This is a genomic window from Nonomuraea sp. NPDC005650 (genome assembly GCF_040605375.1).
GTDB lineage: Bacteria > Actinomycetota > Actinomycetes > Streptosporangiales > Streptosporangiaceae > Nonomuraea.
On sequence record NZ_JBEXCR010000012.1, the window covers coordinates 221,369 to 247,720 of the forward strand.

Sequence of the window (26,352 nt, forward strand, 5' to 3'; positions counted from 1 at the left end):
AGGAAATGACGACTGACGGGCGGGAGCGTTCTTCCTAACCTCAGAGCACACCGCGAGACCCATGAGGAGCAAGGATGGCGCAGGACGATCCCGCCGCGTTCGACGCGATGCTGGCCGAGCTGGCCGAGCGTCGCCAGGAGTTCCGCGAGCAGCGCTACGTCCCCAGAGACTTCGTCGAGCGGCTCAAGCGGCTCGGCCTGTACCGGTCCGCGACGCCGGAGCGGTTCGGCGGCGAGACGATGCCGCCCGCCGAGTTCCTGAAGAAGATCGAGCGGATCTCGGCCGTCGACGGCTCCACCGGCTGGGTCGCGAGCTTCGGCTCCCAGCTGGTCTACCTGGGCTCGCTGCCGCTGGAGACCCAGGCCAAGCTGTACGCCGGCGGCCCCGACGTCGTCTTCGCCGGGGCGCTGTTCCCCATCCAGCAGGCCACCCCGACGGAGCGCGGCTTCCTCGTCAACGGCCGGTGGAAGTTCGCCAGCGGCTGCATGGCCGCCGACATCATCTGTGTCGGCATCCCCGGCGACGACCTGACCTCCGGCAAGCCGCGCGGGGCGCTGGTGCGCCCGGAACGCCTGGAGATCGTGCGGGACTGGGACGTCGTCGGCATGCGGGGCACCGGCTCCTTCGACCTGGTCGCCGAAGACGTCGAGGTCGACCGGGAGTGGACCTTCATCCGCGGCGGGGAGCCCGTGATCGACGAGCCGCTCTACCGCTACCCCGCGATCACGTACGTCGCCCAGTCGCTCTCCGTGGTCTCCGCCGGCGTCGCCCGCGCCGCCCTCGACTTCGCCGAGGAGGTCGGCAGCGGCCGGGGCAGCATCACCGGCGCCCCCAAGCTCGCCGACCGGGCCTACTACCGCGCCGGCATCGCCGAGGCCGAGGCCACGCTGCGCTCCGCCCGCGCCTACTTCTACGAGGTCGCCGACGAGGCCTGGCAGGCGCTGGTCGCCGGCGGCCTGGTCAGCGACGAGCAGAACGCCCACCTGCGGCTGTCCGCCGCCCACCTCGCGCGGACCTCCTCGGAGGTGGTCCACAAGGTCGTCTCGCTCTCCGGCACCGCCGCGATCTACCAGGACCACCCGCTGCCGGCCCTGCTCGGCGACGCGCTGGTGCCGCAGGAGCACGCCTTCCTCAGCCCGGCGATGTACGACGCCGCGGGCGCCGTCCTCATGGGCCTGCCGCCCACCGTCCCCGCCTTCCGGTGAGCGGCGCTCATTCTTGGCGGATCAGCGATTCGAGGAGGTCGATCCCGATCGGGATCGACTCCTCCGCCACGTCGAAGTCCGCGCTGTGGTGGGGCCCCGGGCTGCCGGCTCCGATCATCAGGTACGCGCCCTTGCCCGCGCGCCGCTGGACGTGCCGGATGAGCAGGTTGGCGTCGTCGCTGCCGGCGAACGCCTGGGTCCTGGTCACCTCCGTGACGCCGGGGCGTCCTCCGGCCACCTCCACGATGCGGTCGACCAGGTCGTCGTCGGGCGACACGGTGGCGGATCGGCCCGTGATCGCGAGCGCCGCCGCCACGTCCTGCGTGCGGGCGGCGCCGTCCACGATGGACCGGATCCGGTCCACCAGCTCGTCCACGACCTCGTCGTCGGTGGCGCGCGCTTCGCAGGTCATCACCGCCGAGGACGGGACGATGTTCACGCCCTCACCGGCGACGAGCGTGCCGACGTTGAGCCTGGTGTCCGCGGACCGGTAGCGGGGGATGGCCATGATCGCCAGGGCGGCCATGGCGGCGGCGAGCAGCGCGTTGCGCCCCGACTCGGGCGCGCCGGCGGCATGGGAGGCCCGGCCGGTGAAGTCGACCTTCAGCTTGCGGGTGGCCATGCCGCCGGTGAAGCTGCCCACCACGTGGCCGACGTCCAGGTCGCCGGCCATGTGCACGGCGAGCATGATGTCGATGTCGTCGGCCACGCCGGCGTCGATCATCGTCTGCGCTCCGCGCACCCCCTCTTCCGCGGGCTGGAACAGCACCCTCAGCGAGCCCGCGAAGTCGCGGTCGGCCAGGCGGTGCAGCAGGCCCACGCCGATGGTGGCGTTCGCGTCGTGGCCGCACGCGTGCATCGCGCCGTTCACCGCCGCGAAGCCGTTCGCGGCCGGGAAATGGGCCGGGTCGGCGGACTCCCGGATCGGCAGGGCGTCGATGTCGGTGCGCAGGCCCCAGCGCGGTCCCGGCCGGACGCCGGCCAGTTCGACGACCAGCGCGGTGCCGTTCTCCCTGAAATACCTGGCCTTTTCCGGTGGGATGCCGGAATCGACGGCGCGGGCCGCCCATTCGCCGAGCGTGCGCGGCGACGGATAGTTCACGACGGGGGAGAGGTCGTGGGCGTCTTTTCCGGTCAGGACGCTTACCGGCAGGTCTTCGACGGCCCTTGCTATCCGGGCCGCCGTGCCGATCTCCACGAACGCGGGTTCCGGATTGCGATGCAGTTCTCGCCGGAATGCCCTGAGCTCCTCGATGTCCACACGACCTCTTTCTCTGCGAAATGATCAACGGCCGGGCGGTCGTCCCGCTCAGGCTAGGAAAGACGCCGCGAATGGGCGTAGATCGGCGTTGATCCCGCATGAAACATCGGATTTTCGCGCCGAGCCCGCACGAAGCTGGTCATCGAACACCGGCTGGCCGCCGACGGGCACGTAACGCAGGCGCCGGCTGTCGAGATCGAGAATGTAACCCGTGCGCTTGGCGATCCTCGGCACGATCCACCTGTCCTTGACCAGCAGCTTCGGGAACAACGACGACAGCCGGCCCTCGATCTCGTCCAGCTCCTGCAGGTTGCGCAGCCACAGGAAGACCGCGAGGTTGGCCTCGCCGGTCACCGAGGCGCACAGCCGCACGTGGCAGAGCAGCCGGAGGGAGGCGATGAGGCGTTCCAGGTCGGGGTGTTTGACGTCGAGCCACAGCACCGCCGCCGCCGACCAGCCCAGCAGGGTGTGCGCGAAGTCCACGCGCCATCTGACCCAGTCCGCCGCGAGCAGCGCGTCGATGTCGCGGGAGATGACCGAGATCGAGCGGCCCAGCTCCCGCTGCATGTCGGCGGCGGTGCGGCGCACGTCCGTGCTGAGCGCCGTGACGACGTCGAGGTGGGCGGGCTTGCGGTGCTCGGGCGGCTCGGACGGCCGGAGCAGGTGCAGCGCGCGGGCCTGCGCGTCGGAGAGCACGTTGAGCCGAAAGCCCGACCCCTCCAGGAAGATCCTGCGCAGGTAGTGGGTACGGGTGCCGACGATGCCGGGGACACTGGCGACGTGCTCGTCGATGTAGCGGTCCATGGCGAGCAGGGTGCGCATCGAGATCATGACATAGAGGTCGCGGGCGCCCGACGTGCAGTGCACGCTGATGATGGGCCCCTGCCGGCTGAGCTCGGCGATCACGTCGCCCCGCAGGCCGGGCGCGCATCGGATCTCGACCAGGGCCGAGATCTCCTGCTGGCCGGTACGCGGCTCGCACTCGAAGCAACTCGTCCACACCTGCCGCTGCTGGGTGAGGGCCGACCAGCGGCGCGAGATCGTCGAAGGATCGACCCGGAGAATCCTGCCGAGTTGGACCCACGGGACCCGGGGGTGGATCTGGAGCGCGTTGATGATCTGAAAGTCCAGCCCGTCGACCATGCGCTCATCCTGCAGGCAAAGGCCGGATCCGCCCATAATCGTGTACCGCCTGCCGGACCACCGCGTAAGATCGGCTCGTCGGCCGGGATGAGGCACGCTCGCGTGCAGGCGGCCGTAACGTGAAGGAAACCGCCGGCGAAGCCCGCGGGAAGGATCGTGCGCCCGGGCCGCGATATCGCGCAATTCCGTGCGCTCTGCGTCGCGAAAGACCTGAGATCGGCAGGCGACACCTAGGCTCGGCGCCATTCATTCTCGCGAGTGCGCTGGAGGATCAGTGTTGCGCAATTCCATTCTCGCGATGGTGCTCGTGGCGGGCCTGGCCGGATGCGGCGTCGCCGAGGGGGCAACCGACACCATCAACATGTCGCTGAACACCGATCCGGCGACCTTCGACCCGGCGCTGGCCAAGGGCGGCGACGACTTCACCGTGGCCCGGCTGCTGTTCGACACGCTGGTGCGCAAGGACTCGGGCAACGCCCTCGTGGGCGGCATCGCCTCCGCGTGGCGCGCGGAGGACGCGGCGAACTACACGTTCACCATCCGCGGCGGGCTGACCTGCTCGGACGGCTCGCCGATCACGGCGTCGGCGGTGGCCGCCTCGCTGACGCGGTTCGCGGCGAAGGAGACCGGCTCCTCGGGCCGTACGCTGGCGCTGGGTTCGGGCACCGCGACGTTCACCGCCGACGACAAGGCGGGCACGGTGAAGGCCGCCCTGTCCGTCCCGTGGTTCGACTTCCTCACCGGGCTGACGCTGCCGCAGGCCGGGATCGTGTGCCCGGCGGGACTGAGCGACCTCAAGGGACTCGCCGCGGGCAAGGCCGCCGGAGCGTTCTCCGGCCCCTACACGCTGACCTCGTCCCAGGCGGCGGTGTCCTACCAGCTGACGCTGCGCGACGGCTACACGGCCTGGCCGGCGTTCGCCAAGCCCCTGGAGGGCGTGCCCGCCAAGCAGCTGAACCTCACCCCGATCACCGACTACGCCACGATCGCCACCCAGTTGCTGGCCGGCAGCCTGGACGTCGGCGTGGTCGCCGACGAGAACGTGGCCCGGTTCGACGGCAACACCCGCTTCTCGACGTCGAGCGCCTCCAACACCACGACGTACCTGCTGTTCAACGAGCGTCCGGGAACGGCGTTCGCCGACAAGGCCGACCTGCGTACCGCGGTGGCCCAGGCCGTCGATCCGCAGACGTTCAGCGACATCATCAGCGGCAAGCGGGGCAGCACGACCCTGTCCGTCGGATCGGCCAAGCTCCCCTGCGTCAACACCGACCGGTCGCTGCTGACCCCCCAGGATTCCGCCGCCGCCGCGAAGAAGCTGGCCGGGGTGCGCATCCGCCTCGTCGGCACGACCCTGCTGCAGGGCGGCAACGACTACATCGGCGAGGCGCTGCGCAACGCCGGCGCGACCGTCACCGTCAACTCCCTCGACAACGCAAACTGGGCCACGCTGACCACGGCCGGCGGCTCGGACTGGGACATCAACGTCCAGGGCGACAACAACCAGCTGGGCACCCTCACCTCCTCCCTGCTCCGGGTGATGGGCCCGGTGACCGAGAAGGGCGGCCGCAACAAGACGGGATCGGTCAACGACGAGGGGTACGGCTTCGTCACCCAGGCCATGAGCGCGATCGACAACGGCGGGCGCTGTGCCGCCCTCCAGTCCGCGCAGAAGTCGTTCCTCCAGCGGGTCGACGCGGTCCCGCTGTCGACCCTGCCCTCCACCACCGTCGTCGCCGGCGGATTCGCCATCCGCACCTTCGACGACTACCTCGACCCCGCCACCCTCCGCATCCTCAAGTAGCCGCCATGACCTCTCTTTCCACGCCTGGTCCGGCAGCCCGGTCGCGGAGCTCCTCCGCCTGGCCCGGTTTCGCCGCACGACGGCTCACCAGCCTGGTCGTGATCTTCATCGCGCTGCTGGTCGTGTCGTTCCTCATCGTCCAGCTCATCCCCGGTGACCCGGCGGTCGGCGTCGCCGGGGCCAACGCGGATCTCGCCGACGTCCAGCGCGTCCGGGCCGAGCTGGGGCTCGACCGCCCGATCTGGGAACGGTTCCTCGTCTACGCGGGCGGCGTCTTCTCCGGGGACCTCGGCACGTCGTTCATGTACCGGCAGCCGGTGGAGACGATCATCATGAACCGTCTCCCCTTCACCGCCACCATCGCGGTGACGGGAATCGTCGTCGTCCTGCTGGTCGCCGTCCCGCTCGGCATGGTCATCGGCGTGCTGACGCGCGGCGGCCGGCGCAGGTGGCTGGACGTCGCCTTCGGGGTGGTCACCGGCTTCCTCGACTCGATCCCGGGCTACATCATGGCCTCGTTCCTGGTGGTGATGTTCGCCCTCGGCATCGGGCTGGTGCCGCTCTTCCCGCCGGCCTACGCGCCCCGGTTCGGGGGCGCGTCGTTCGTCCTGCCGGTCGCAGCGATCGTGATCGGCCCGATCTGCACCATCTCCCGGGTCGTCCGCCGCGAGACGGCGGTCGTGCTCGACACCGACTACATGCGGACGGCCCGCGGCTGGCGGCTGCCCGCCTTCCGGCGCCACGTCCGGTGGGCGCTGCCGAACCTGCTCACCACCACGCTCACCCTGAGCGGGCTGATCCTGACCGGCATGATCGGCGGCGCGATCATCATCGAGTCGGTGTTCGCGCTGCCCGGTCTGGGCAGCGGCATCATCAAGGCCATCCTTGACCGCGACTATCCGGTCATCCAGGGCATGGTGCTGGTCATCGGCATGATCGCGGCACTCGTCAACCTCCTCGTCGACGTCCTGCTCGGGCTGATCGACCAGCGGACCCTCGGGGGATCGCATGTCTCCGCGTAGCCGCGCCCGCCGCCGCAACCCCGGGCTCGTGCTCGGCCTGGCCCTGCTGGGCGGCATCGTGCTGATCGCCGTGCTGGCCCCGATCCTGTTCACGGAGCGGGCGGCCGTGCTGGGCCCGCGCTTCGCCCCGCCCTCGTCCGGACACTGGCTCGGCACCGACGCGGCCGGCCACGACGTCCTGCTGCGCAGCCTGGTCGCCACCCGCCTCACCCTGCTGATGACCGTGGGCGCGACGGCCATGTCGGTCGTCTTCGGCGTCGTCCTGGGCACCGGCGTCTGGCTCGTCCGGCCCCGCGTCAGGGAGGTCTGCCTGCGCGTCATCGACGCGATGGTGGCCTTCCCCGGGCTCCTCCTCGCGCTCGTCGTGGCGGCCGTGCTCGGGGCGGGAGGCTCCTCGGCGGTGGTCGCCATCGGCCTGTCGGGCATCCCCTACTTCGCCCGCCTCACCGCGAACCTCGCCGCGAAGGTGTCACAGCAGGACTACGTCTCCACCGCGGGCCTCCTGGGCGTGAGCCGCGCCCGCGTCGCGACCAGGCACATGCTGCCGAACATGGCCGAGCCGCTGCTCGTGTTGTCAGCGTCGACGTTCGCGGCCACGCTCACGGCCATCTCCGCGCTGTCGTTCGTGGGCCTCGGCGTCCAGTCGCCCGCCTACGACTGGGGCAAGCTCCTGAACGAGGCCCTGCCCTCGCTCCTGGCGGACCGGCCCTTCCAGATGGCGGGCCCGGCGTTCCTCATCGTCCTGACCGGGCTGGGGGCGGTCCTGGTCGGCGACGGCCTCGCGGCCGCGGCGAACCCGCGGGGGCACACGGCGCCGGGCCGGAGCGAACCACCCCCGGCCGCGGCGGAGGCGACGGCCGAGCAGTTGGCCGACGTCCGCGACCTGTGGATCCACGCCGGTGACACACCGCTGGTCAAGGGCATCTCCTTCGGCATCGGGCGGGGCGAGATCGTCGGCATCGTGGGCGAGAGCGGCTCGGGCAAGACCCTCACCGCGATGTCGCTGGCGCGGCTGCTGCCGGACGGCCTGACCTCGACGGCGACCCGCATGGCGGTCGGCGACCTGGACCTGCGCCGGCCCGTCCCGCCGGCCCTCATGGCGGAGGCCGTCAGCCTGATCTACCAGGACCCGGGCTCGACGTTCAACCCCGCGCTCCGCATGGGCACCCAGCTCACGGAGGTGCTGCGCACCCACAAGCGCCTCAGCGGGCGAGAGGCCGGACAGCGCATCCTCGACGCCCTCCGGGTGGTCCACCTGACCAGGCCCGAGCAGCGCATGAGGCAGCATCCGCACGAGCTGTCGGGCGGCATGCGGCAACGGGCGATGATCGCCGCCGCGCTTGCCGTCGAGCCGCGGCTGATCATCGCGGACGAGCCGACCACGGCCCTGGACGTCACCGTCCAGGCGGAGATCCTGCGCGAGCTCAAGCGCGTCAACAGGGAGTTCGGCGCCTCGATCATGTTCATCTCGCACGACATCGGGGTGGTCCGCGCACTGTGCGACCGCGTCGTCGTCATGTACCAGGGCGAGATCGTCGAGGAGATCGCCGCCGGGGACCTCGCCGTGGAGACCGTCCGCCACCCGTACACGCGGGCCCTCCTGGAGGCCACTCCGGCCATCGACGAGTCGTGGACCCCGCCGCGCACGAAGGAGCACTCGCATGGATGACGCGATGGCCGTCGAGGTACGCGACCTCGAGGTGGGCTACGGATGGGGCAAGAACGCGACGCGCATCCTGCACGGCATCACCATGGACGTCCCCCGGGGCCGTACGGTCGGCATCGTCGGCGAGTCGGGATCGGGCAAGTCGACGCTGGCCAAGGCGCTGGTCGGGCTCGTCCGGCCGACCGCCGGGAGCGTCAGGATCGGCGGCGTCCCCATCTCCTCCGCGCGGGGCGCGGGCCGCCGGGCGCTGCGGCGCAAGGTCCAGATGATCCCGCAGGACCCGTACTCCTCGCTCGACCCCCGTCGCACGATCGGCGAGGCGCTGGCCGAGGCCGTGGACCCGCGGCGGGCGGACGTGCGGCGGCACCGGGACGAGATCGTCCAGTGGCTCGACGCCGTCAGGATGCCGGCCGACACCATCGACCGCTATCCCCACGAGTGCTCCGGCGGGCAGCGGCAGCGGGTCGCGATCGCCCGCGGCCTGATGATCCGGCCAGAGGTGGTGATCGCCGACGAGATCACCTCCGCGCTCGACGTCTCGGTGCAGGCGGAGATCCTCAACCTCCTCGCCGCGCTGCGCCGCGAACTCAACCTGACCATGGTCTTCATCTCGCACAACCTCGCCGTCGTCCGGCACGTCAGCGACGAGGTCGTGGTGCTCTACCACGGCGACGTCGTCGAGCACGCCCCGGCCGCGGACCTCTACCGGCACCCGCGGCACGACTACACCCGGACCCTGCTCGACTCGGTCCCGGGCGCCCCAGGCTTCGACATCGAACCCCGTCAGAAGGACTCCGCTTGACCAGCCATCGAAACCTCCGGCTCACCAACGTCAGGATCATCAACGGCACCGGGACGCCGCCGGTAGAGGACGGCGTCCTCGACGTGACCCCGGACGGCGTCATCGGGTTCGCCGGCGCGGCGGCCGAGGCCCCGGACGCCCAGGGCGCGGACGTACGCGATCTGCGCGGCAGGACGATTCTGCCCGGGTTCATCGACTGCCACGTGCATATGGGCTTCGCCCTGGCGAACGGCCCGTTCCACGCCCTCCAGAACGATCCGGCCCTGACCGTCCTGGAGTCCGCCGCGCGGCTGCGGGCGACGCTAGAGGCCGGCGTCACCAGCGCGCGCGACCTCGGCGGGCTGTCCTCGGGCTTCCGCGAGGCGATCGACCGCGGGCTGATCCCGGGCCCGCGGCTGAAGCTCGCGGTGAGCCCGATCAGCCACACCGCAGGCCACGGGGACATGCACCTGCCCGGCGGAACGATCACGCCCACCGCGCCCGAGCTGATCGAGATCGCCGACACCGTCGACGAGGTCCGCAAGGCGACCCGCCGGGTGCTCCGCCAGGGAGCCGACCTCATCAAGATCTGCACGACCGGCGGCATGGGCAGCAGGCACGACCACCCCGACGACGAGGGCCTGCGCCTGGACGAGGTGCGGGCCATCGCCGACGAGCTCGACCGGCACGGCGGCCGGCCCATCGCCGCGCACGCGCAGGGCCGCAAGGGGATCCTGACCGCCCTGCGGGGCGGGGTGACCAGCGTCGAGCACGGGTACGGCATCGACGACGAGGGCCTCGACCTCCTGGAGGAGCGCGGCGCCTTCCTCGTCCCGACGCTGTCGACCGTGTTCGCGATCGACAAGAAGGCGATGCAGCCGTACCACTACGCCAAGAAGGTGAAGTGGTCCGAGATCACCAAGAGGAACATCGGCCACGCGATCGCCCGCGGAGCCAGGATCGCGCTGGGCACGGACGCCGGAGTCTGCCCGCACGGGCAGAACCTGCGGGAGCTCGGGCACCTCGTCGAGCTCGGCATGTCCCCGATGGCCGCCATCGTCGCCGGGACCAGGACCGCGTCCGAGCTGCTCGGCATCTCCCACGAGGTAGGCACGCTGGAGGCGGGCAAGCTCGCCGACCTCGTGGTCACCGACGCCGATCCGCTGCGGGACATCCACGCGCTGGCCGATCCCGCGCACATCGAGATCGTGATGAAGGCAGGCGCCATCGTGAAGGACTCTTTGAAACTTTCTAAGGTCTGACGCCGATAGTTTCCAGCAGAAATCGCTGATCATTCGCCTCCTGTCGGAGCCGGGGCAGCTCATCGTTCAGCTCGGCTCCGGCGGCATCGTTGACGGAGTTTTTAACGTTTACTACGCTCCGCGCAGAAACTATCGAGATCTTTCTCTGAAAGTTTCACAACCTTCGGTCCCCAGGAGGGCGTTATGCGAGGGTCAATGCGGAGACGTGTCACCGGTCTGATCGCGCTCGCCGGAGCCACGATCGCGGTCGTAGGCGGCCTACCCCCCGTCCCCACGCCGCCGGCATCCGCCGCCACGACCGCCACCGTCTCGGTCGACGCCGGTCAGACGCTGGCCACCATCCCCGCCGCCGGCGTCGGCATGAACGTCGCCGTGTGGGACGGGCGGATGAACGATCCGGCGACGTCCACGCTGCTGAAGGACGCGGGCGTCAAGGCCGTCCGCTACCCGGGCGGCGGCTACGCCGACGGCTACCACTGGCAGACGCACACGGTCGAGGGCGGCGGGTACGTGGCGCCCAACACCGGGTTCGACGCGTACGTGGCCACCTCGCGCGCGGCCGGCGCGCAGCCGGTCGTCACCGCGAACTACGGCTCGGGCACGGCGCAGGAGGCCGCCGACTGGGTGCGGTACGCCAACGTCACCAAGGGCTACGGCATCAAGTACTGGGAGATCGGCAACGAGGTGTACGGCAACGGCCACTACGGCGCCGAGTGGGAGCTGGACAAGCACGCCAGTAAGAGCCCCGCCACGTACGCCACCAACCTGCTCGACTACGTCACCGCGATGAAGGCGGTCGACCCCACGATCAAGATCGGCGCGGTGCTGACCACGCCGGGCAACTGGCCGGACGGCGTCGTCGGCCCCGGCGACACGATGGACTGGAACCGCACCGTCATGTCCATCGCCGGCCCGCGGATCGACTTCGTGATCGTGCACCACTACCCGAACAGCGCCAACGAGGCCGAGCTCGTGACCAAGCCGCAGGCCGAGGTCCCGGGCATGACGAGCGCGCTGCGCGCGCTGATCAACCAGTACGCGGGCGGCAACGCCCCCAACGTCGGCATCGCGGTCACCGAGGACAGCTCCAACTACGCGCTGAACACCTCGCCGTCCGGCCTGTACGCGCCGGACGTCTACCTGACCTGGATGGAGAACGGCGCGTTCAACATCGACTGGTGGAACCTGCGCAACGGCACCGACTGCAGCAAGGTCACCACCATCCAGGGCGCGACGGACTACAACGACGGCGGCGTGGTGTCCAGCGGCGCGTCCTGCGAACCGCCCGCCAACACGCCGTTCCCGCCGTACTACGGCATCCAGATGATCACCAAGCTCGGCGCCGCCGGCGACGCGCTGGTGCGGGCGGCCTCCTCCACCGCGATGCTGTCCGCGCACGCGGTCAAGCGCGCCAACGGCGACGTGAGCGTCATGCTGATCAACAAGGACCCGAACAACGACACCACGGTCAACCTCTCCTACAGCGGCTTCACCCCGTCCTCGGCGACGCCGACCGTGTACTCGTACCTGAAGAACGCCTCGTCGATCGGGTCGGCGACCAGCGGCAGCGCGGCCACGCAGACCGTGCCCGCCTACTCGGTCGTGGTCGTCCAGCTGCGGGCCGGCAGCGGCGGCGGCGGGACCGGCGCCTGCCGGGTCGGCTACGACAAGTCGGAGTGGCAGGGCGGGCTGGTCGCGAACGTGACGGTCAGCAACACCGGCGGCAGCGCGGTCAACGGATGGCGGCTGACGTTCACCTTCCCCGGCGACACCAAGGTGACCAGCGCCTGGAACGCGAGCGTGACGCAGAGCGGCGCGGCGGTGACCGCCGCCAACGCCGCGCACAACGGCACCATACCGGCGGGCGGCTCCCAGTCGTTCGGCTTCCAGGGCACCTGGACCGGCAACGACGCGAACCCGACCGCCTTCGCGCTCAACGGAACCGCCTGCTCCACCAGCTGACGGACCCACCCCGCGAAGGCGGTGCGCACATGACAGTGGAAGACCACCCTTCGACGCCGGGCCTCATCTCCCGCCGCGGCCTGCTCGCCGGCGCCGCGGCCGCCGGTGCGCTGGCCGCGACCGGCTGCGGCTCGGGCGGCAGGCCCGGCGGACCGGGCACGACCGGCGCGGACGCGCTGAAGCGGGCGCTGCCCAGGTACCTCCCCGGCAGGTCCGTCTCGCCCGACCTGCCCAGCGTGGCGGGCGCGAACGGAGCGGCCTCCGACCCGGCGTTCCTCAGTTACCCGGCCCGGCCGGTGCGGACCGTCAGCGCCACGCCCGGCTCCGGCGGGACGTACGTCACGCGGACCCCGCTGTGGGGAGCCATCCCGCCGTCGGCCGGCAACTCGTACTACGACGCGGTGAACGCGGCGCTCGGCGCCACGCTGAAGATGCAGCCCGCCGACGGCAACACCTACGTCGACACCCTGCCGGCGCTGTTCGCGTCCGGGAAACTGCCGGACTGGATCCAGATTCCGTCCTGGGCCGGCCAGCGGCTGAACCTGGGCAGCGCGGTCGACCGGTTCGCCGACCTCACGCCGTACCTGGCCGGAGAGAACATCGCCAGGTATCCGAACCTGGCCGGCATCCCGCCGGCCGCGTGGCAGGCCGGCGTCTGGAACGGCAGGTTGTACGGCATCCCCTGCTTCTCCTCGCCCAACAACTTCCCCGGTTACCTCTTCTACCGGAAGGACCTCCTCGCGGCGGCCGGGGTCTCGCCGGAGGTCAGGTCCGCCGACGACCTGTTCGCCCTCGGCAAGGCGCTCACCGACGCGAAGGCTGGCCGGTGGGCGTTCGACGACCTGTGGCCGTACCTGCTCTTCCCGTTCCGGGTGACCAGCACGTGGACCGCCGGCCCCGGCGGCAGGCTGATCCACCAGTACGAGACGCCGGGCATGATCGAGGCGCTGAACTTCGCGGCCAGGCTCGCCAAGGCGGGTCACGTCCACCCCGACGCGCTCGCCGGCAACACCGCCAACGGCCAGCAGCGCTTCTGGAGCGGCAAGGTGGCCATCAGCGGCGGCGGCACCGGCGCGATGGACGGGATCGACGCGAAGGGCGGCACGGCGGCCGACCGCGACTACGACCGCCAGCCCTTCAAGGTCTTCGACGCCTCCGGGGGCACCCCCGCGATCCAGCTGGGCCCCGGAGCCGGGTTCTTCAGCTACCTGAACAAGAGGCTGACGGACCGGCAGATCCGGGAGTGCCTGTCCATAGCCGACTTCCTGGCCGCGCCGTACGGCTCCACGGAGTATCTGCTGGTCAACTTCGGCGCCGCCGGAGTGGACCACACGATGAGCGACGGGAACGCCGTCCTCACCGCGCGGGGGCAGAAGGACGTCGCCACCAGCTTCCAGTTCCTGGCCACCGGCCCGCAGGTGACGCTGGTCAAGAACGGCTTCACCCAGGTGGCCGAGGACTACGCCGCCTGGCAGGCGGACGCGGTGAAGCACGCGGTCAAGCCGCTGTTCTTCGCCATGAACATCTCCGAACCGCCGCAGTACGCCTCCATCGGCCTCCAGGTCGAGGACACCGTCAAGGACGTGCGGTGCGGCCGCAAGCCGGTGGAGGCGTTCAGGTCGGCCGTCGACACCTGGCGCAAACAGGGCGGGGACCAGTTGCGTGCCTTCTACGAAGGCATCCGCGACAAGTACGGCACAGGCGGGTGAGGTGGGGTGAGGCCGACGATCCGGACGCGGCTGCGGCGCGACCGCACGCTGCTGGTGATGACGCTGCCGGTGCTCGTGCTGCTCGTCGTGTTCACGTACGTCCCGCTGCTCGGCTCGGTCATGGCCTTCCAGGCGTACAGCGTCTACACCGGGTTCTGGGACAGCCCCTGGGTCGGGCTGGACAACTTCCGGCAACTGCTGGCCGACCCGCTGTTCTGGCAGGCGTTCGAGAACACCCTGGCGATCAGCGCGGTCCAGCTGGTCCTGTACTTTCCCGTCCCGATCGCGCTGGCGCTCCTGCTCAACTCGATCCTCGACAGCAAGGTCCGCTCGCTCGTCCAGTCCGTCGTCTACCTGCCCCACTTCTTCTCCTGGGTGCTCGTCATCACGATCTTCCAGCAGATGCTCGGCGGGGCGGGCGCGCTGAACTCGTTCCTGCGCCGGCACGGGTTCGCGGCGTGGGACGTCATGACCGATCCGGCCGCGTTCAAGTACCTGGTCACCGCGCAGGCGGTGTGGAAGGAGGCCGGCTGGGGGATCATCGTGTTCCTGGCCGCCCTGGCCGCGATCGACCAGCAGCGGTACGAGGCGGCCGCGGTCGACGGGGCCGGCCGGTGGCGCCGCCTGTGGCACATCACCCTGCCCGGCCTGCGCGGCGTCATCGTGCTCATGCTCGTGTTGCGCCTGGGCGACACGCTGACCGTCGGGTTCGAGCAGCTGCTGATCCAGCGGGACGCGGTAGGCCGCGACGCCTCCGAGGTGCTCGACACGTTCGCCTACTACTACGGCGTCGTCAACAACAACTTCGGCTACGGCGCGGCGGCCGGGCTGTTCAAGGGGGTGCTGTCACTCGTGCTGATCCTGGCGGCGAACAAGCTGGCGCACGCGTTCGGCGAGGACGGGCTGTACCGGAGATGACGACCGCCGCCACGCGTCGCCCGCCTTGGGAGGAGAGGTCGAGCGCGGGCGGCCGGGCCGCGAAGGGCGGGGTGTCGCTCGTCGTCCTGGCGGTCGTGCTGGTGCCGCTGTACTCGGTGGTCCTGACCAGCCTGTCGGACCAGGAGTCGATCAACCTGGCCGGCGGCATGGTGCTCGCGCCGCACCACCTGACGCTCGAGTCCTATCGGGCGATCTTCACCAACTCGCTGATCGTGCACGCGCTGCTGGTCAGTCTGATGGTCGCGCTCGCCGGCACCGCCTTCTCCATGGTGGTGACGGTGCTGTGCGCGTACGGGCTGTCGCGGCCGCGCTCCTTCGGCCACCGCGCCATCCTCATGACCCTGGTGGTGACGATGTTCTTCGGCGGCGGGATGATCCCCACGTTCATCGTCGTCTCGTCGCTCGGCGGCTACGACAACTACTGGTCGCTGATCCTGCCCAGCGCCGTGTCGGTGTTCAACGTCATCGTGATGCGCGGCTTCTTCACCGCCACCGCGCAGGACCTCGTCGACGCGGCCCGCGTCGACGGGGCGGGCGACTGGCGCATCCTGTGGTCGGTCGTCCTGCCCACCTCCCGCGCCGTGGTGGCGGTGATCACGCTGTTCTACGCGGTCGGCTACTGGAACTCGTTCTTCAACGCGCTGCTCTACCTGCCGGACAACGGCAAATGGCCGCTTCAGCTGATCATCTACACGTACACCCTGCAGGGCAACTTCATCCCCGGCACCGGGGTCACCAACGGGCAGCACCTGGGCTATCAGGCGCTCGCTCCGCTGTCGCTGCAGATGGCGGTCGTGACGCTCACGCTCGTTCCCATCCTGGTCGCCTACCCGCTCGTCCAGCGGCACTTCGTCAAGGGGATGCTGGTCGGCGCGATCAAGGGATGAGCGGGCGCCGCCGTCGTCCGGCCGGACGGCCGGACGGGTTATTCTGGCGCCGTGAACGGGCCCGGCGACGGCCGCCCGGACCGGTGAAGAGGGGAGCCAGGTTGTCCTACGCCGAGTCGGGCGAGCCGGTCGCCGACCGGGAGGCCCCGCGCGGCGATCCGGCCAGACCCGTGACGATCTCCTACATCGCGGAGACCGCCGGGGTGTCCATCCCGACGGTGTCCAAGGTCATCAACGGCCGTTCCGGCGTGGCCGCGGACACGCGTGCCCGGGTCGAGGCCCTGATCAACGAGTACGGCTACCGCAGGGTCAACCGCAGCAACGTCATGGAGCTGGTCTTCGACGAGCTGGAAGACCTGTGGGGGATCGAGATCATCCGCGGGGTCGAGCAGGTGGCCCGCGAGCACCGGGTGGGAGTCGTGCTGACGGAGTTCGGGCCGCAGCGCAACTCGGTCAGCTATCCGATCGACGACACCCTCGCCCGCCGCCCGGCCTGCGTCGTCTCGGTGGCCCAGCTGTCGGAGGAGCAGCGTGACCAGTTGCGCGCCAGAGGCATCCCGTTCGTGGTCTTCGACCCCACCACCGAGCTGCCCGACGACGTCCCCTTCGTCGGGGCGACGAACTGGGCCGGCGGCCGGTCGGCCACCCGCCACCTGATCGAGCTGGGGCATCGCCGCATCGCGATGGTCGGCGGCCCGGACCGGGTGCTGTGCTGCCGGGCCAGGATGGACGGCTACCGCTCCGCCATCGAGGCCGCCGGGCTGCCGGTGGACCCCGGCCTCGTGGTGCGCACCGACCTCACCCAAGCCGACGGCCGTGCCGCGGCGCTCCACCTGCTGAGCCTCCCGGAGCGGCCGACGGCGATCTTCGCCTGCAACGACCTGCAGGCGTTCGGCGTCTACCAGGCCGCGCGGGCGACGGGGCTGCGGATCCCGGCCGACCTGAGCGTGGTCGGCTTCGACGACCTGCCGGTCGCCGCCCTGGTAGACCCGCCGCTGACCACCGTCCACCAACCGCTCACCGAGATGGCCGTGGCCGCCACCGAGCTGGCCCTGGCCCTGGGCCGCGGGGAGAAGCCGCCGACGCCGCGGGCCGGCCTGGAGCTGGCCACCACCCTCACGGTCCGCGAGAGCACCGCCCCGGTGGCACAACCCCACGGCTGAAGGCGGGACGCTCCGCCGTGCGAGGCGTCCCGCCGCGAGCCGTCAGGCCGGGTAGTCCTTCGGGTTGATCTGCGTGGTCTGCGCGTTGCCGCCCCTGACCTGGTGGAGGGTCAGGGTCCAGATGCTGTACGAGCGGGCGGTCGTGACGAACTTCAACCGATCGTTGAACCGCTGGTAGCTGGCACCCACGGCGAACCGCCGCTTGCTGACGCTGAAGCGGGAGCCGGTGGTGAAGTAGATCCGGTACGTGCCGTCCCGGACGTCCTTGATGCTCGCGGACGACTTCGCGCGGACGTAGATGCTGATCGCCCTGGTCTTGCCCTTGACGAGGGTGACGACGCCGTCCCTCGGGGTGCCGTTCTTGATCTTGAGGGTGCCACGGCCGCCGCTGTAGCGGTCGTAGAGGATCCGGCCGTTGCCCGGGCGTGCGGCGGCCTGCTGCGACGCCAGGGCGACGGACTCCGTGCCGGTCACGGCGGTGGCGCCGGCCGGGGAAGAGGTCAGCAGGCCGCCGGTCAGCGCGACGGCGACGACACCGGCACGCAGGGCGGCACCTTCGAGAGGTCTCTTCACGTGGAACATCTCCTTGGGGGGGCACATGGTCACGGCCACGGACAAACATAGAAGAATCCGGGCGGATTGCGTACCTGTTATCTCCCAGGAGGCAGTAGTCGTCACCGGCCGTTCTTCACGAAGTCACGCAGATCGCCGGACAGCTCCCGCAGGCTCGACTCCACGCTGTACATCATGTGCCCCCCGGCGTAGCCGGCCGTCCTGACGCGGTCGCGCGGCCAGGCCGACTGGCGTACGGCGTGCCGGGCGGCGCCGATCGTGGTCGTTCGACGATCGCCGAGACGCCGGTGGGGTTCACCGGTCCCGCGACGTGCGCGCTGAACGACTCCTCGCCGGAGGGCTCGGGCACGGCCGGCGGCCCCGCGTACCTCCCGTCGTACATGTAGAGGACGAGCCCCTCCCCGGACAGGAGCTCGGCCCGGAAGTCGTGCTTGGACAGGCGCAGGCTCCGCTCCGCCCAGCGGCTCGCCGGGATCCCGGTGAGCGAGGCGAGCCGCTCCGCCAGGCGGTCCCGGCGCTCGGCGGGCAGGTCGTCGCCCAGGAACAGCCCGGCCAGATATTCCGTGTCGGCGAACTGCGACGACTCCGTGACCACGTCGTCGAGGGTGCGGCCGGCGCGGTCGATCCTGCCGTGGTACCACGTGATCGCCGCCAGGGTGGGCAGGGAGACCACGTAGCTGAGGATGTTGGCCGGGCGCCAGCAGGTCTCGATGATGTTGGTGGCCTGGCTCACCAGAACGACGCCCTCGACGCGGACCGGCTCGGCGAGCCCGGTCAGCAGCTCCGAGACCACCGCGACCCTGATCGACCCGTAGCTCTCGCCCACCAGGTACACCGGCGAGGCCAGCCGGTCGTGGTCGCGCAGCCAGCCCTCGATCCACGTCGCCATCTGGCGCGCGTCGGCGTCGACGCCGTAGTGCACGGCCGGGTCGACGCCCTCGGCCACCCTGCTGTAACCGGTGCCGGCGGGGTCGAAGAAGACGAGGTCGGCCACGTCCAGCAGGCAGTACGCGTTGTCGACGATCGGGAAGGCCGACGGATCGGCCCTGATGTCGTCCGGGTAGGCGATCCGGCGCGGCCCGAGCCCGCCCATGTGCAGCGGTGTGGCCGCGATGATCGGCCCGCCGTTTCAGGCGAAGATCACGGGGCGGCCGGCGGGGTCGCCCTGCCCGGCGAGCACGTACTGGGTCGACACCACGTGCGCGCCCGGATCGCCGCCCTCGAAGGGGACGGCGGCCTCCCGGACGGTGGCGGCGTAGCGCAGCCGGTGGCCGTTGAACACGCCTTCATGAAACGTCGTCACAGGCTCACGCACGGGGGTTCCTCTCCGGTCGGTGCTTCACGACGGCGCGCAGGTCGGCGGCCAGGCGTTCGCGCGACTCGCGCCCGAGATAGGGCATGTGGCCGGACTCGTAGGCGCGTACGCGGACCCGTGCCGGGTCGAGGGGGGCCTGCGAGATCGCGTAGTTCGTCTCGCCCAGGGTCGTGACCAGGTCGTACATCCCCACGCACAGCAGGACGCTCATGTCCTGGTTCCGGCGCAGGGCCGCGGCGAGGTCGTCGGCGTAGTTGCCCGCGGGCAGTCGCGCGCCGCCGCCGTAGTCCCAGCGGAAGTTGACCCGGGCGAACTCGATGGTCCGGTAGTCCTCGTCCCGATCGACGCCGAGTTCCTCGCGCAGATAGCCGTCGACGGCGCCGGCGAAGGAGGGGACGTACTGCCCCATCGCCGGATCGTCGGCCACGGGATCGCCGCCGGCCCCGGCCAGGGGCAGCCGGTAGCGGCTGTCGTACAGGCCCACCTGCTCGCCCTGGTCCTTGAGCAGGAGACGCGCGAACCGTTGCGGGGTGAGGCGCAGGTCGTGCTCGGCGATCACTTCGGGCGCGAGCCCGATGAGCTCGTGCAGCCGTGCCGCCACCGCGCCGCGGCGCCGCGGCGCCGCCGGTCGAGCCGGGAGCCGGCGAACAAGGCCGTCAGATATTCCTCCTCGGCGAAGCGGGTGGCGGCTTCGACGTGCTCACGGACGTCGGCGGGCCGCCCACCGACCTGGGGTTGCGCACGTTCAAGGCGGGCTGGACCGAGCACCTGATCGGCTACCGGTCCGAGACCGCGGACGGGCTGGTGATGCGCTCGTCGAGCATCTTCTTCCACGCCCCGCCCGGCAAGCCCGCGGAGACCTTCCCGGTGTCGCTGGACAGCCTCGGCGAGGGGATCCTCGACAACGCGGTCAACGGCGCCGGGGTGCCGGTCGACCTGATGAAGAAGTCGCACAAGGTCGCGGTGGTCGAAGACCTCGACAAGCGTGGCTTCTTCACCCTGCGCGGCGCGGTCGACGAGGCGGCCCAGCGGCTCAACGTCAGCCGCTTCACGATCTACAACTATCTCAACGAGCTCCAGGCCGAGACCGTCGAGTGAAGCTCCGGCCTCAGGCGCCGGCCCGCGTTCCCACGACGATCGCACCGGCCGTGTGCAGGCTGGTCAGCAGGGTCCAGTCGTCGGCCGGGTCGAGCCAGACCTGGAGTTCGGCGGGCCCCGACGGCCTCGGCAGCGCCCCGGCGGGCTCGTAGAAGGTCGAGACGAGCACCAGGGGGACCGGCGCCTCCCATCGGGCGGGCGCCGGTGGCTCGTGCCGCGCGCCGAGCACGACGGCGCGCTCCGTCTCGCCGCACGCGTCGAGCAGCGGCCCGGCCGCGAGCTCGGCCTGCACCCTGACCTGCAGGTCCAGGGCCAGCCGGACCCGCGCCGTGGCGCGCTCGCCGTCGGTGGCGAGCGCGGCGTAGCCGGGGATGAGCATGCCGACCAGCTCTGCGGCATCGTCGGCGTAGCCGCGGTAGGTCCCGCCCGCGTAGATCATTTCATGCCGGTACGGCCGGCCGTCGCCGTTGACGGGGGCGGCCGGTGGCGGCTCCATCGCCGAGGTGTTACGGATGATCACGGTCACTGGCCGGCATTCCGTTTCGTGGTGAGGTCGGTCATGCCGCGGGCACCCAGCGGGTGGCGGCGAACAGGGCGGTGAGCTGCTCCTTGTCGGCGGCCCGCCAGAACAGCTCGTCCATCAGGATCCGGAAGGAGAGGCTGCCCGGCCCGGAGAGGTCCGGCGCGGTGGCCCCCCTGAAAAGGTCGGCGTGGGTGCCCAGCCGGTCGTGCCGGCCCAGGTTGGGGAGCTCGCCCGTCGACGCGGTGCGGAACGCCGCCTCGACCAGCGCGAGCGACACCTTCACCTGAGACTGGATCACGGCGGCGTCGAGCGAACCGTCCCACAACCTGAACTCGACGTGGTCTTTCGCGGATCCCTTCATGCTCGCCATGTTGACCGCGAAATTGTGGCTGCTGTGGAAATTCCGCACCGGGGCTATCGTCGTGTAGCCCGCAGCGGGGAGCGGGTTGGGGTGGCAGTGTTTCAGACCCCGGTGGCTCGCCTGCTCCGGATTGTGCCCGAGCCTGAACAACGTGTCGGAGTGATGGCCCGCGTAGTTCAGCACACTGGTGTAGTTCTCCACGATGTGGTCGTAGTCGGGGGTGCCCGCGTGGACGTGCCCACCGGTCGAAACGCCGGCCCTGCCGCCGTGCGAGCGGATGATCTCAAGGGCGGTGAGGAGATTCTCCCACGTCGCCGGCTCGTCGTACAGGATGGGCGAGACCAGCTCGCCCTCGACCGTGCCGTCCAGCTCCAGACTCCACAGACCGCGCCCGCCGTTCTTGCCCGAACGGTAGCCCTGGTCCTGCATGGAATGGTAGGCGTGCACCTGGGCGTCGCCGGTCAGACCGGCCTTGCGCAGGGCTTGGGCGATGGACTGCCGGGCTTGGCGGGCGAGGTGCTTCGGCAGGTCGAACTCGATCTCCAGCCCGAACCCGCGCCCGCCGTCACGGGCCCCCAGGGACGCGGTGGCGTTCTCCATCATGTAGGGGATCACCGCCTCTCCTCTGGCGGCGCGTCGCACCGCCTGATCGTACGCGCGCTGATAGGCCCCGAAATCCTGTGTGAAGGACACCTCGGGGACCTCCGGCCAGCGCTGCCACGCCCGGGTGCGGGCCTCCAGCGAGGCGACCCGTTCCTGCGCGGCCACGACCCGCGGGTCGGTGGTGCCGGCCAGGCGCGACAGGGTGCGACCCAGAGACGGGTGGGCCTGCTGGAAAGCCTGCCGCGCCCGCGCGTGTTCGTGGACCGCGGCCTGCCGGGCGTCCCGGACGGCCGCGGGCGACAGGTCGTGCAGCCCCGGCGGGACGTGCAGCGGGTCCGGCCGCCTGCCGGTGTCCCGGGTCACGGTGTCGAGCACCTGCCGCCGATCGAGCGGCCCGGAGAGGTCGTAGGTGTGCGGCAGGTCGGTGACCGCCTGCCGCAGCAGCTGCTCGACGGAATGGTCGAAACCCGCGTCCCGCGCCAACCGGCGCAGCGGATCGAGCGCCCAGAACCGGGACGGCCACTCGGAGCCGGTGGCCTCGGCGAGGCGGGAGAGGACGCGCGCCGCGTCGTCGCTCGGCCGCGTGATGCCGTACTCGTCCGCGATGCGCAGCCCGTCCCAAAGGTGCGGGTCGCGCGCCCGGTATCGGGTGATGCGGTCGACGAGGTCCTGGCGGTCGGCCGCCCGCGCCAGGTCGGCTCCCTGCGCCTGCGCGTCCTTGGCCAGGCGGACGAGCTGTTCGACGGATCCTTGCCCGACGTCGCCGGCCAGCGGCTCCAGCGGGCGGGTGCCACCGGGGCGCGCGATGATCTCCTCCATGCGCGCGGCCAGACGTGCCGTCGGGTCGAGGAGATCGGTCAGGGAGTACCTCTCGGCGAGCAGCACCCCGTTCCACAGGTACGGGTCGTCGTGCCGGAACTGCCGCATTGCCTCGTGGAATGCCGCGTCCCCGGTCGTTCCGGCCGGGAGATAGCCCTTTTCATGGGCCGCCCGGACGACCGGGAGCACCTGCCTGGCGTCGCGCGGGCCCTGCCCGTCGAGCAGGGGTTTGACGAAGTTCCGGACCTTGGTCGAGGTGACGGGGTCCCCCATCATCCCCAGCAGGAGCCCCATCGTGCGCGCTTCGGCGGCGGTCGCGTCACGGACGGAGAACAGCGACTGGTGCCGGTACCCCGTCCAGCGATAGGGGTCCGCCGCCATGGCTCCCCGGAGAATGCCGGTCAGGTCCGTACGGCTGGTCGCGGCGTCCGGGTTCATGTCGTACCGCCGGGCGTCGTTGAAGACCTCGACCAAGGAGTCGAGATCGGCGTCCAGGCCGAGCTCGCGCGCCACGCCGTGCAGGGTCCTGCGCGGGTTCGCCTCGCCGAGGGTCCGGCCCATCGACGCCAGGGCCATCGCCGTCGTGTCGCTCCCGTCGACGACGGGCAGCTCTTCCACCAGGCGCCGGCCCTCCGCCAGGAGCGCCTCGTCCGGCCCGGCCGGGGGCGGCGGGTCGGTACGGTCCTGGGGGTTGCTGAGCAGCTGTTCGATCCGGTTCTGCGGGGGGTCCTGACGCGGGCCGTCGTTGCGCGGGGGGTCCTGGCGTGGGTTGTCCTGGTGCGGGCTGTCCTGGCGTGGGCCGGCGTGGCGTGGGCCGTCGTCGCCGGGGCGGCCGTTGCCCGGCGACCAGCGGTGGACGGTCGCCGCGGCTTCGGCGAAGTTCCGCGGTCGGGGGTCCGCTATCGGGGAGAATTCGCCGGTCTCCGGGAAGCCGGGCACCTGGTGCGTCTCCGCCGGGTGCGGTCGCCGCGGGCGGGGAGGCGGGATAACGCTGTCGAGCTCCGTTCGTACCTCGGGCCATGCTCGGGCGAGGTCGGGGTGCAGGTTGAGCTGCGGCACCTCGTCCAGCGGCACCCAGACGTTGTCGAGGGACTCGTGGGAGGCGGGCCAGACGTCGGCCAGGTGGGAGATCTCGCCGATGACGGTGCTGTACGCCCAGCCACCGTGATCGTCGTGGTGGACTCCCCGCACCTCCACCTCGCGAAGGTCCAGCCTGTTCTCCTGGCCGAACTCGCGGAAGCCACCGGCGACCGGGCCTTCGCCGGGGTGGAGAGCGCCACCGGGCAGCCCCATGGTCCCTCCGTGCTGCGTCTCCAAGGAACGGAGCTGCATGAGGACGTGGACCTCACCGCCGGGCGCGCGGTGGAAGAGCAGCAGACCTGCCCCGCCTTCCGTTCCCCAGTGACGGTGCCCCTGCGCGCACTGGACCCATCCGTCGCCCGGCTCCGAGATCAGCCAGCCGGCTGGAACGTGGGAATACGCCGCGGAGGCGTCGACGTGCGGTGGCCGCAGCACGGTGACCTCGCCGGGCGTGGCGAGCACGACGAACTCGTTGAGGGGCAGCTGGCCCATTCCCGTCCACGGGGTGGACAACACCTGGGAGGCAGGGAAGACCCCCGCCATGACCACCCCGTCCGCCAGGCCGGTGTACCGCTTGGCGACCCCGGGCATGGCGGTCCACGCCTGCAACGGCAGCCCCGGCGGAGCCGGCACGACGTCGCCGTTCGCGGCCCCGGCCAAGCGCGGAACCGAATGGGTGTACCGGTCGAACGTGATCCCCCGGTAGAGCACCAGCTCCTCGATGCCGCGGCGGTCCAGCTCGCGCTGGGTCTCCTCGTACTGCTGCCGGAGGAAGTCGTGCAGCGTGTCCCCGGCGCGGGCCTGGACCTTCCCGGCGGCCTTGGTGTCGTACCTCGTCAGATCAAGGGCTCCGGTCAGCCCGAACTCGTCGCGCGCGGTCATGTGCAGGGCCAGCAGGTCCGAGCGCATCGTCGTGCCGCCCTGTCCCCAGATCTTCATGAGATCCTCGACGGCCAGCCGTCTCACGGTGTGCTGCGCCTCGGACGAGTCGAACGGCATCCGGCTGATGACCCGGCGTGGGCCCTCGGCCTCCGAGCCGGGGTTGTCCACGAAGTGCTGGAAGGCGCTCCGTTCGACCGCGTTCCAGCTCCTGTTGGTGATCCCCAGGACGCGGACCTCGCTCTGGACGAGGTCGACGGCGGGGTCGCCGACCCCCGCCTGCAGGTGTCGTCTGCGTCCGACGCCCAGCATGTCCTTCGTGGAGGACCGCATCGAGTCCATCAGCCGCCCGACCGTGGAGGTGTGGGCGGCCTCCCAGGCGGGACCGCTGATCGGGTCGTACGCGCCGTCCCGGCTGAGCAGGTCCGCCACCCGCCGCGCCACCGGCTCGAACCGGCGCGGGTTGTCGGGCAGTGGGGCGGGCCTGGTGACGGGCGCGGTCTCGAGGTCCGTGCGCGCGTGCTGCGGGGAGTCCGGGGCCGCCGCCCGGTCCTGGGGCGCGTCCGGAGTCGCCTGCGGATCGGCCGGCGGCGGCGTGCCGTCCCCGCGTGCGGCATCGTCCGTGCGAGGGGGTGGTGCGGCGTCGTCCGTGCGAGGCGGAAGCGCGGCGTCGTTCTGGCTGGGGTGTTGCGGCTGTTCGTGGGTGGTCGCTGCTGTTTCGGTGGTTCTGGGAGCCGTGCTCTCCTGGCCCTGGCGGTTGTCCTGGTCGACGGCACCGGCGTCGTCGGGGGCCGGGGTGATGAGCGCCGGGACCGTGGCAGGGAGCAGTGACGTGCGAAGCAGGCTGCCCGAAGCCGCGGGCTCGGCTCGCGGGACGGCGGGAGCGGCGTCGCCGAGCGGGGCTCGCGTGGCCGGGAGGTGCTGCTGGGGCCGGGCGAGCGTGCCACCTGGTTCGGCTCTGTCACCGGCCGGGCCGTGCAGGAGCACGTCGTGGCGCCGGGTGACCTCACCCACGATCACCTGGCCCGAGTGCTGCTGGGGCAGGTTGGCGCCCGATTCGGGGTGCTGCCGGTTGATCAGGGCGCCGACGTCGGCATGCTCCGGCCGAGGGTGGTACTGCGCCAGGGCGGTGGTGTCGTGCGGCACGAGCCGGGACGAGGGTGTTGCCGCGGGCTGACCACCGGATGAGGGCGGCGGGTCGGAGTCACCGCGTGGAATCGCCGAAGGCGGCGCGTCGGTGTCAGCGCGTGGAGCTGTGAAGGGTGGCGGGCCGGTCGAGGCGTCGCCGAGCTCCGCGACCGCCCGCATCGGGAAGAAACTCGTCCGCGCCGAGGCAGGGACGTCGAGGCCGCCCGCGACGCCGGCGACGAAGGTGTACGCCAGGTGCTTGGCGTCAAGCTGCCCGCTGAGCGCCAGCCCCGGGATGGCCCCGGCGGTGCCCGCCGTGCCGCCGAGCAGCGCCTGGCCGTACATGCTCTGCGCGATCGCCGCGATCTTGTCGCGTACCGCCAGTTCGGCCTCGGACGCGACGTACACCATCCGCCGGCTCAGCAGCCGCGACAGAGCCGCGTTCGCGCCGGCGAACAGGGCCCCGGTCAGCGCGCCGCTGCCGATCGACATCGCCAGCGACGCGAGGTCGAAGTCCCCCGCCTCGCGATCCCCCCAGATCTGCTGCGCCACCTGCACGCCGAAGTCCAGGCCGCCCATGATCCCGGCGAACTTCAGCATGTTGACCAGCACGAGCCGCTTCAGCGTCTGGATGTTCACCTGGGTCAGCAGCGTGTTGTACTGGATCAGCTTGAGCACGGCCGGGCCGTTGACGTAGATCCACACCAGCAGCTTGACGATCATCGCGCCGAGCAGCGCGAGCGAGGCGTAGATCATCCACTCGGTGTGCTGCATCCGCACGCCGTGCTCGCGCAGGGACTCCGCCTCCTTCCTGAGCGCCTTCTCCAGGAGGTCGATCAGTGTCTCGTCCGAAGGGGCGCCGTCGCCCTCCGGCTGTCCGCCGAGCACCTTGAACACCTGCTCGAACGTCTCCTTGGCGGCCCCCTGCCAGGCGTGGTCGCGCAGCAACCGCACGACCGCGGCGGCGTCGTCCGACTTGATCTTGGCCAGGAGGTCCGCCAGGTCCTCCAGCGTCTGCGCCGCGGCGATGGCCCCGTCGATGTCGGTCTCGGGGAACGCGCCGCCCGTCAGCGGCAGTGCCAGCGGCTTCACAACCTCGGGCACCAGGCTGAGATCGAGCCCCATCAGACGGTGTCAGCTTTCATGGTCGAAGGACGTCGTGACCGGCG

Annotated in this window: 20 protein-coding genes; 12 read left to right on the top strand and 8 right to left on the bottom strand. The window is 71.1% G+C overall.

Annotation, left to right across the window (positions count from 1 at the left end; translation table 11 throughout):
• Positions 1–74: 74 nt before the first annotated feature.
• Entirely contained in the window at positions 75–1,205 is a 1,131-nt protein-coding gene (locus ABZS69_RS22375) for an acyl-CoA dehydrogenase family protein (protein ID WP_355375484.1), read from the top strand.
• Positions 1,206–1,212: 7 nt separating this feature from the next.
• On the opposite strand, the gene ABZS69_RS22380 is transcribed toward ABZS69_RS22375, so the two are convergent.
• Together ABZS69_RS22380 and ABZS69_RS22385 are read right to left on the bottom strand one after the other, a co-directional pair.
• Positions 1,213–2,466 (bottom strand): amidohydrolase, encoded by a 1,254-nt coding sequence (locus tag ABZS69_RS22380; RefSeq protein WP_355375487.1) that lies wholly within the window; start codon positions 2,464–2,466, stop codon positions 1,213–1,215.
• Positions 2,467–2,514: 48 nt separating this feature from the next.
• The gene (locus ABZS69_RS22385) at positions 2,515–3,609 is read right to left on the bottom strand and encodes an Lrp/AsnC family transcriptional regulator (protein WP_355375490.1); all 1,095 of its coding nucleotides are present in this window, start codon (positions 3,607–3,609) and stop codon (positions 2,515–2,517) included.
• A 277-nt stretch (positions 3,610–3,886) separates the two neighbouring features.
• Here ABZS69_RS22385 and ABZS69_RS22390 point away from each other — a divergent pair, with 277 nt between their 5' ends.
• From ABZS69_RS22390 to ABZS69_RS22435, 10 genes are all read left to right on the top strand, one after another.
• A complete protein-coding gene (locus ABZS69_RS22390) occupies positions 3,887–5,413 on the top strand; it encodes an ABC transporter substrate-binding protein (RefSeq protein ID WP_355375493.1) in 1,527 nt (508 codons plus the stop codon).
• 5 nt (positions 5,414–5,418) lie between these two features.
• A complete protein-coding gene (locus tag ABZS69_RS22395) occupies positions 5,419–6,435 on the top strand; it encodes an ABC transporter permease (protein ID WP_355375496.1) in 1,017 nt (338 codons plus the stop codon).
• Entirely contained in the window at positions 6,422–8,104 is a 1,683-nt protein-coding gene (locus ABZS69_RS22400) for a dipeptide/oligopeptide/nickel ABC transporter permease/ATP-binding protein (protein WP_355375499.1), read from the top strand. The genes ABZS69_RS22395 and ABZS69_RS22400 overlap by 14 nt, the downstream gene beginning before the upstream one ends.
• Positions 8,097–8,903, top strand: a complete 807-nt coding sequence (locus ABZS69_RS22405; RefSeq protein ID WP_355375501.1) for an ABC transporter ATP-binding protein — start codon at positions 8,097–8,099, stop codon at positions 8,901–8,903. Before ABZS69_RS22400 ends, ABZS69_RS22405 begins: the two co-directional genes overlap by 8 nt.
• The gene (locus tag ABZS69_RS22410; RefSeq protein WP_355375504.1) at positions 8,900–10,144 is read left to right on the top strand and encodes an amidohydrolase family protein; all 1,245 of its coding nucleotides are present in this window, start codon (positions 8,900–8,902) and stop codon (positions 10,142–10,144) included. The genes ABZS69_RS22405 and ABZS69_RS22410 overlap by 4 nt, the downstream gene beginning before the upstream one ends.
• A 195-nt stretch (positions 10,145–10,339) precedes the next feature.
• Complete coding sequence (locus ABZS69_RS22415) at positions 10,340–12,106, top strand: cellulose binding domain-containing protein (RefSeq protein ID WP_355375507.1); 1,767 nt, start codon at positions 10,340–10,342, stop codon at positions 12,104–12,106.
• 29 nt (positions 12,107–12,135) lie between these two features.
• Entirely contained in the window at positions 12,136–13,815 is a 1,680-nt protein-coding gene (locus tag ABZS69_RS22420; RefSeq protein WP_355375510.1) for an extracellular solute-binding protein, read from the top strand.
• Between the two features lie 57 nt (positions 13,816–13,872).
• Positions 13,873–14,733, top strand: a complete 861-nt coding sequence (locus ABZS69_RS22425; protein ID WP_355375690.1) for an ABC transporter permease subunit — start codon at positions 13,873–13,875, stop codon at positions 14,731–14,733.
• A complete protein-coding gene (locus ABZS69_RS22430; protein ID WP_355375511.1) occupies positions 14,730–15,641 on the top strand; it encodes a carbohydrate ABC transporter permease in 912 nt (303 codons plus the stop codon). Before ABZS69_RS22425 ends, ABZS69_RS22430 begins: the two co-directional genes overlap by 4 nt.
• A gap of 101 nt (positions 15,642–15,742) precedes the next feature.
• On the top strand, positions 15,743–16,804 hold the full coding sequence (locus tag ABZS69_RS22435) for a LacI family DNA-binding transcriptional regulator (protein WP_355375514.1): 1,062 nt from the start codon (positions 15,743–15,745) through the stop codon (positions 16,802–16,804).
• Positions 16,805–16,846: 42 nt separating this feature from the next.
• On the opposite strand, the gene ABZS69_RS22440 is transcribed toward ABZS69_RS22435, so the two are convergent.
• The 4 genes from ABZS69_RS22440 to ABZS69_RS22455 form a co-directional block, all read right to left on the bottom strand.
• Positions 16,847–17,377 carry a hypothetical protein gene (locus ABZS69_RS22440; protein WP_355375517.1) on the bottom strand — a complete coding sequence of 177 codons (531 nt, stop codon included), beginning with the start codon at positions 17,375–17,377 and terminating at the stop codon, positions 16,847–16,849.
• Between the two features lie 172 nt (positions 17,378–17,549).
• Complete coding sequence (locus ABZS69_RS22445; RefSeq protein ID WP_355375520.1) at positions 17,550–18,470, bottom strand: hypothetical protein; 921 nt, start codon at positions 18,468–18,470, stop codon at positions 17,550–17,552.
• Positions 18,471–18,506: 36 nt separating this feature from the next.
• A complete protein-coding gene (locus ABZS69_RS22450; RefSeq protein WP_355375523.1) occupies positions 18,507–18,692 on the bottom strand; it encodes a hypothetical protein in 186 nt (61 codons plus the stop codon).
• Positions 18,685–19,293: a hypothetical protein gene (locus ABZS69_RS22455; RefSeq protein WP_355375525.1), complete on the bottom strand. Its 609-nt coding sequence runs from the start codon at positions 19,291–19,293 to the stop codon at positions 18,685–18,687. Before ABZS69_RS22455 ends, ABZS69_RS22450 begins: the two co-directional genes overlap by 8 nt.
• On the opposite strand from ABZS69_RS22455, the gene ABZS69_RS22460 reads away from it, so the two are divergent.
• Positions 19,284–19,790: a helix-turn-helix domain-containing protein gene (locus tag ABZS69_RS22460; protein ID WP_355375528.1), complete on the top strand. Its 507-nt coding sequence runs from the start codon at positions 19,284–19,286 to the stop codon at positions 19,788–19,790. The genes ABZS69_RS22455 and ABZS69_RS22460 overlap by 10 nt on opposite strands.
• A 10-nt stretch (positions 19,791–19,800) precedes the next feature.
• Here the strand turns inward: ABZS69_RS22460 and ABZS69_RS22465 are convergent, their stop codons facing one another.
• Positions 19,801–20,316 carry a hypothetical protein gene (locus tag ABZS69_RS22465; protein WP_355375531.1) on the bottom strand — a complete coding sequence of 172 codons (516 nt, stop codon included), beginning with the start codon at positions 20,314–20,316 and terminating at the stop codon, positions 19,801–19,803.
• A gap of 31 nt (positions 20,317–20,347) precedes the next feature.
• Positions 20,348–26,308, bottom strand: a complete 5,961-nt coding sequence (locus tag ABZS69_RS22470; protein ID WP_355375533.1) for an NUDIX domain-containing protein — start codon at positions 26,306–26,308, stop codon at positions 20,348–20,350.
• Positions 26,309–26,352 lie beyond the last annotated feature (44 nt).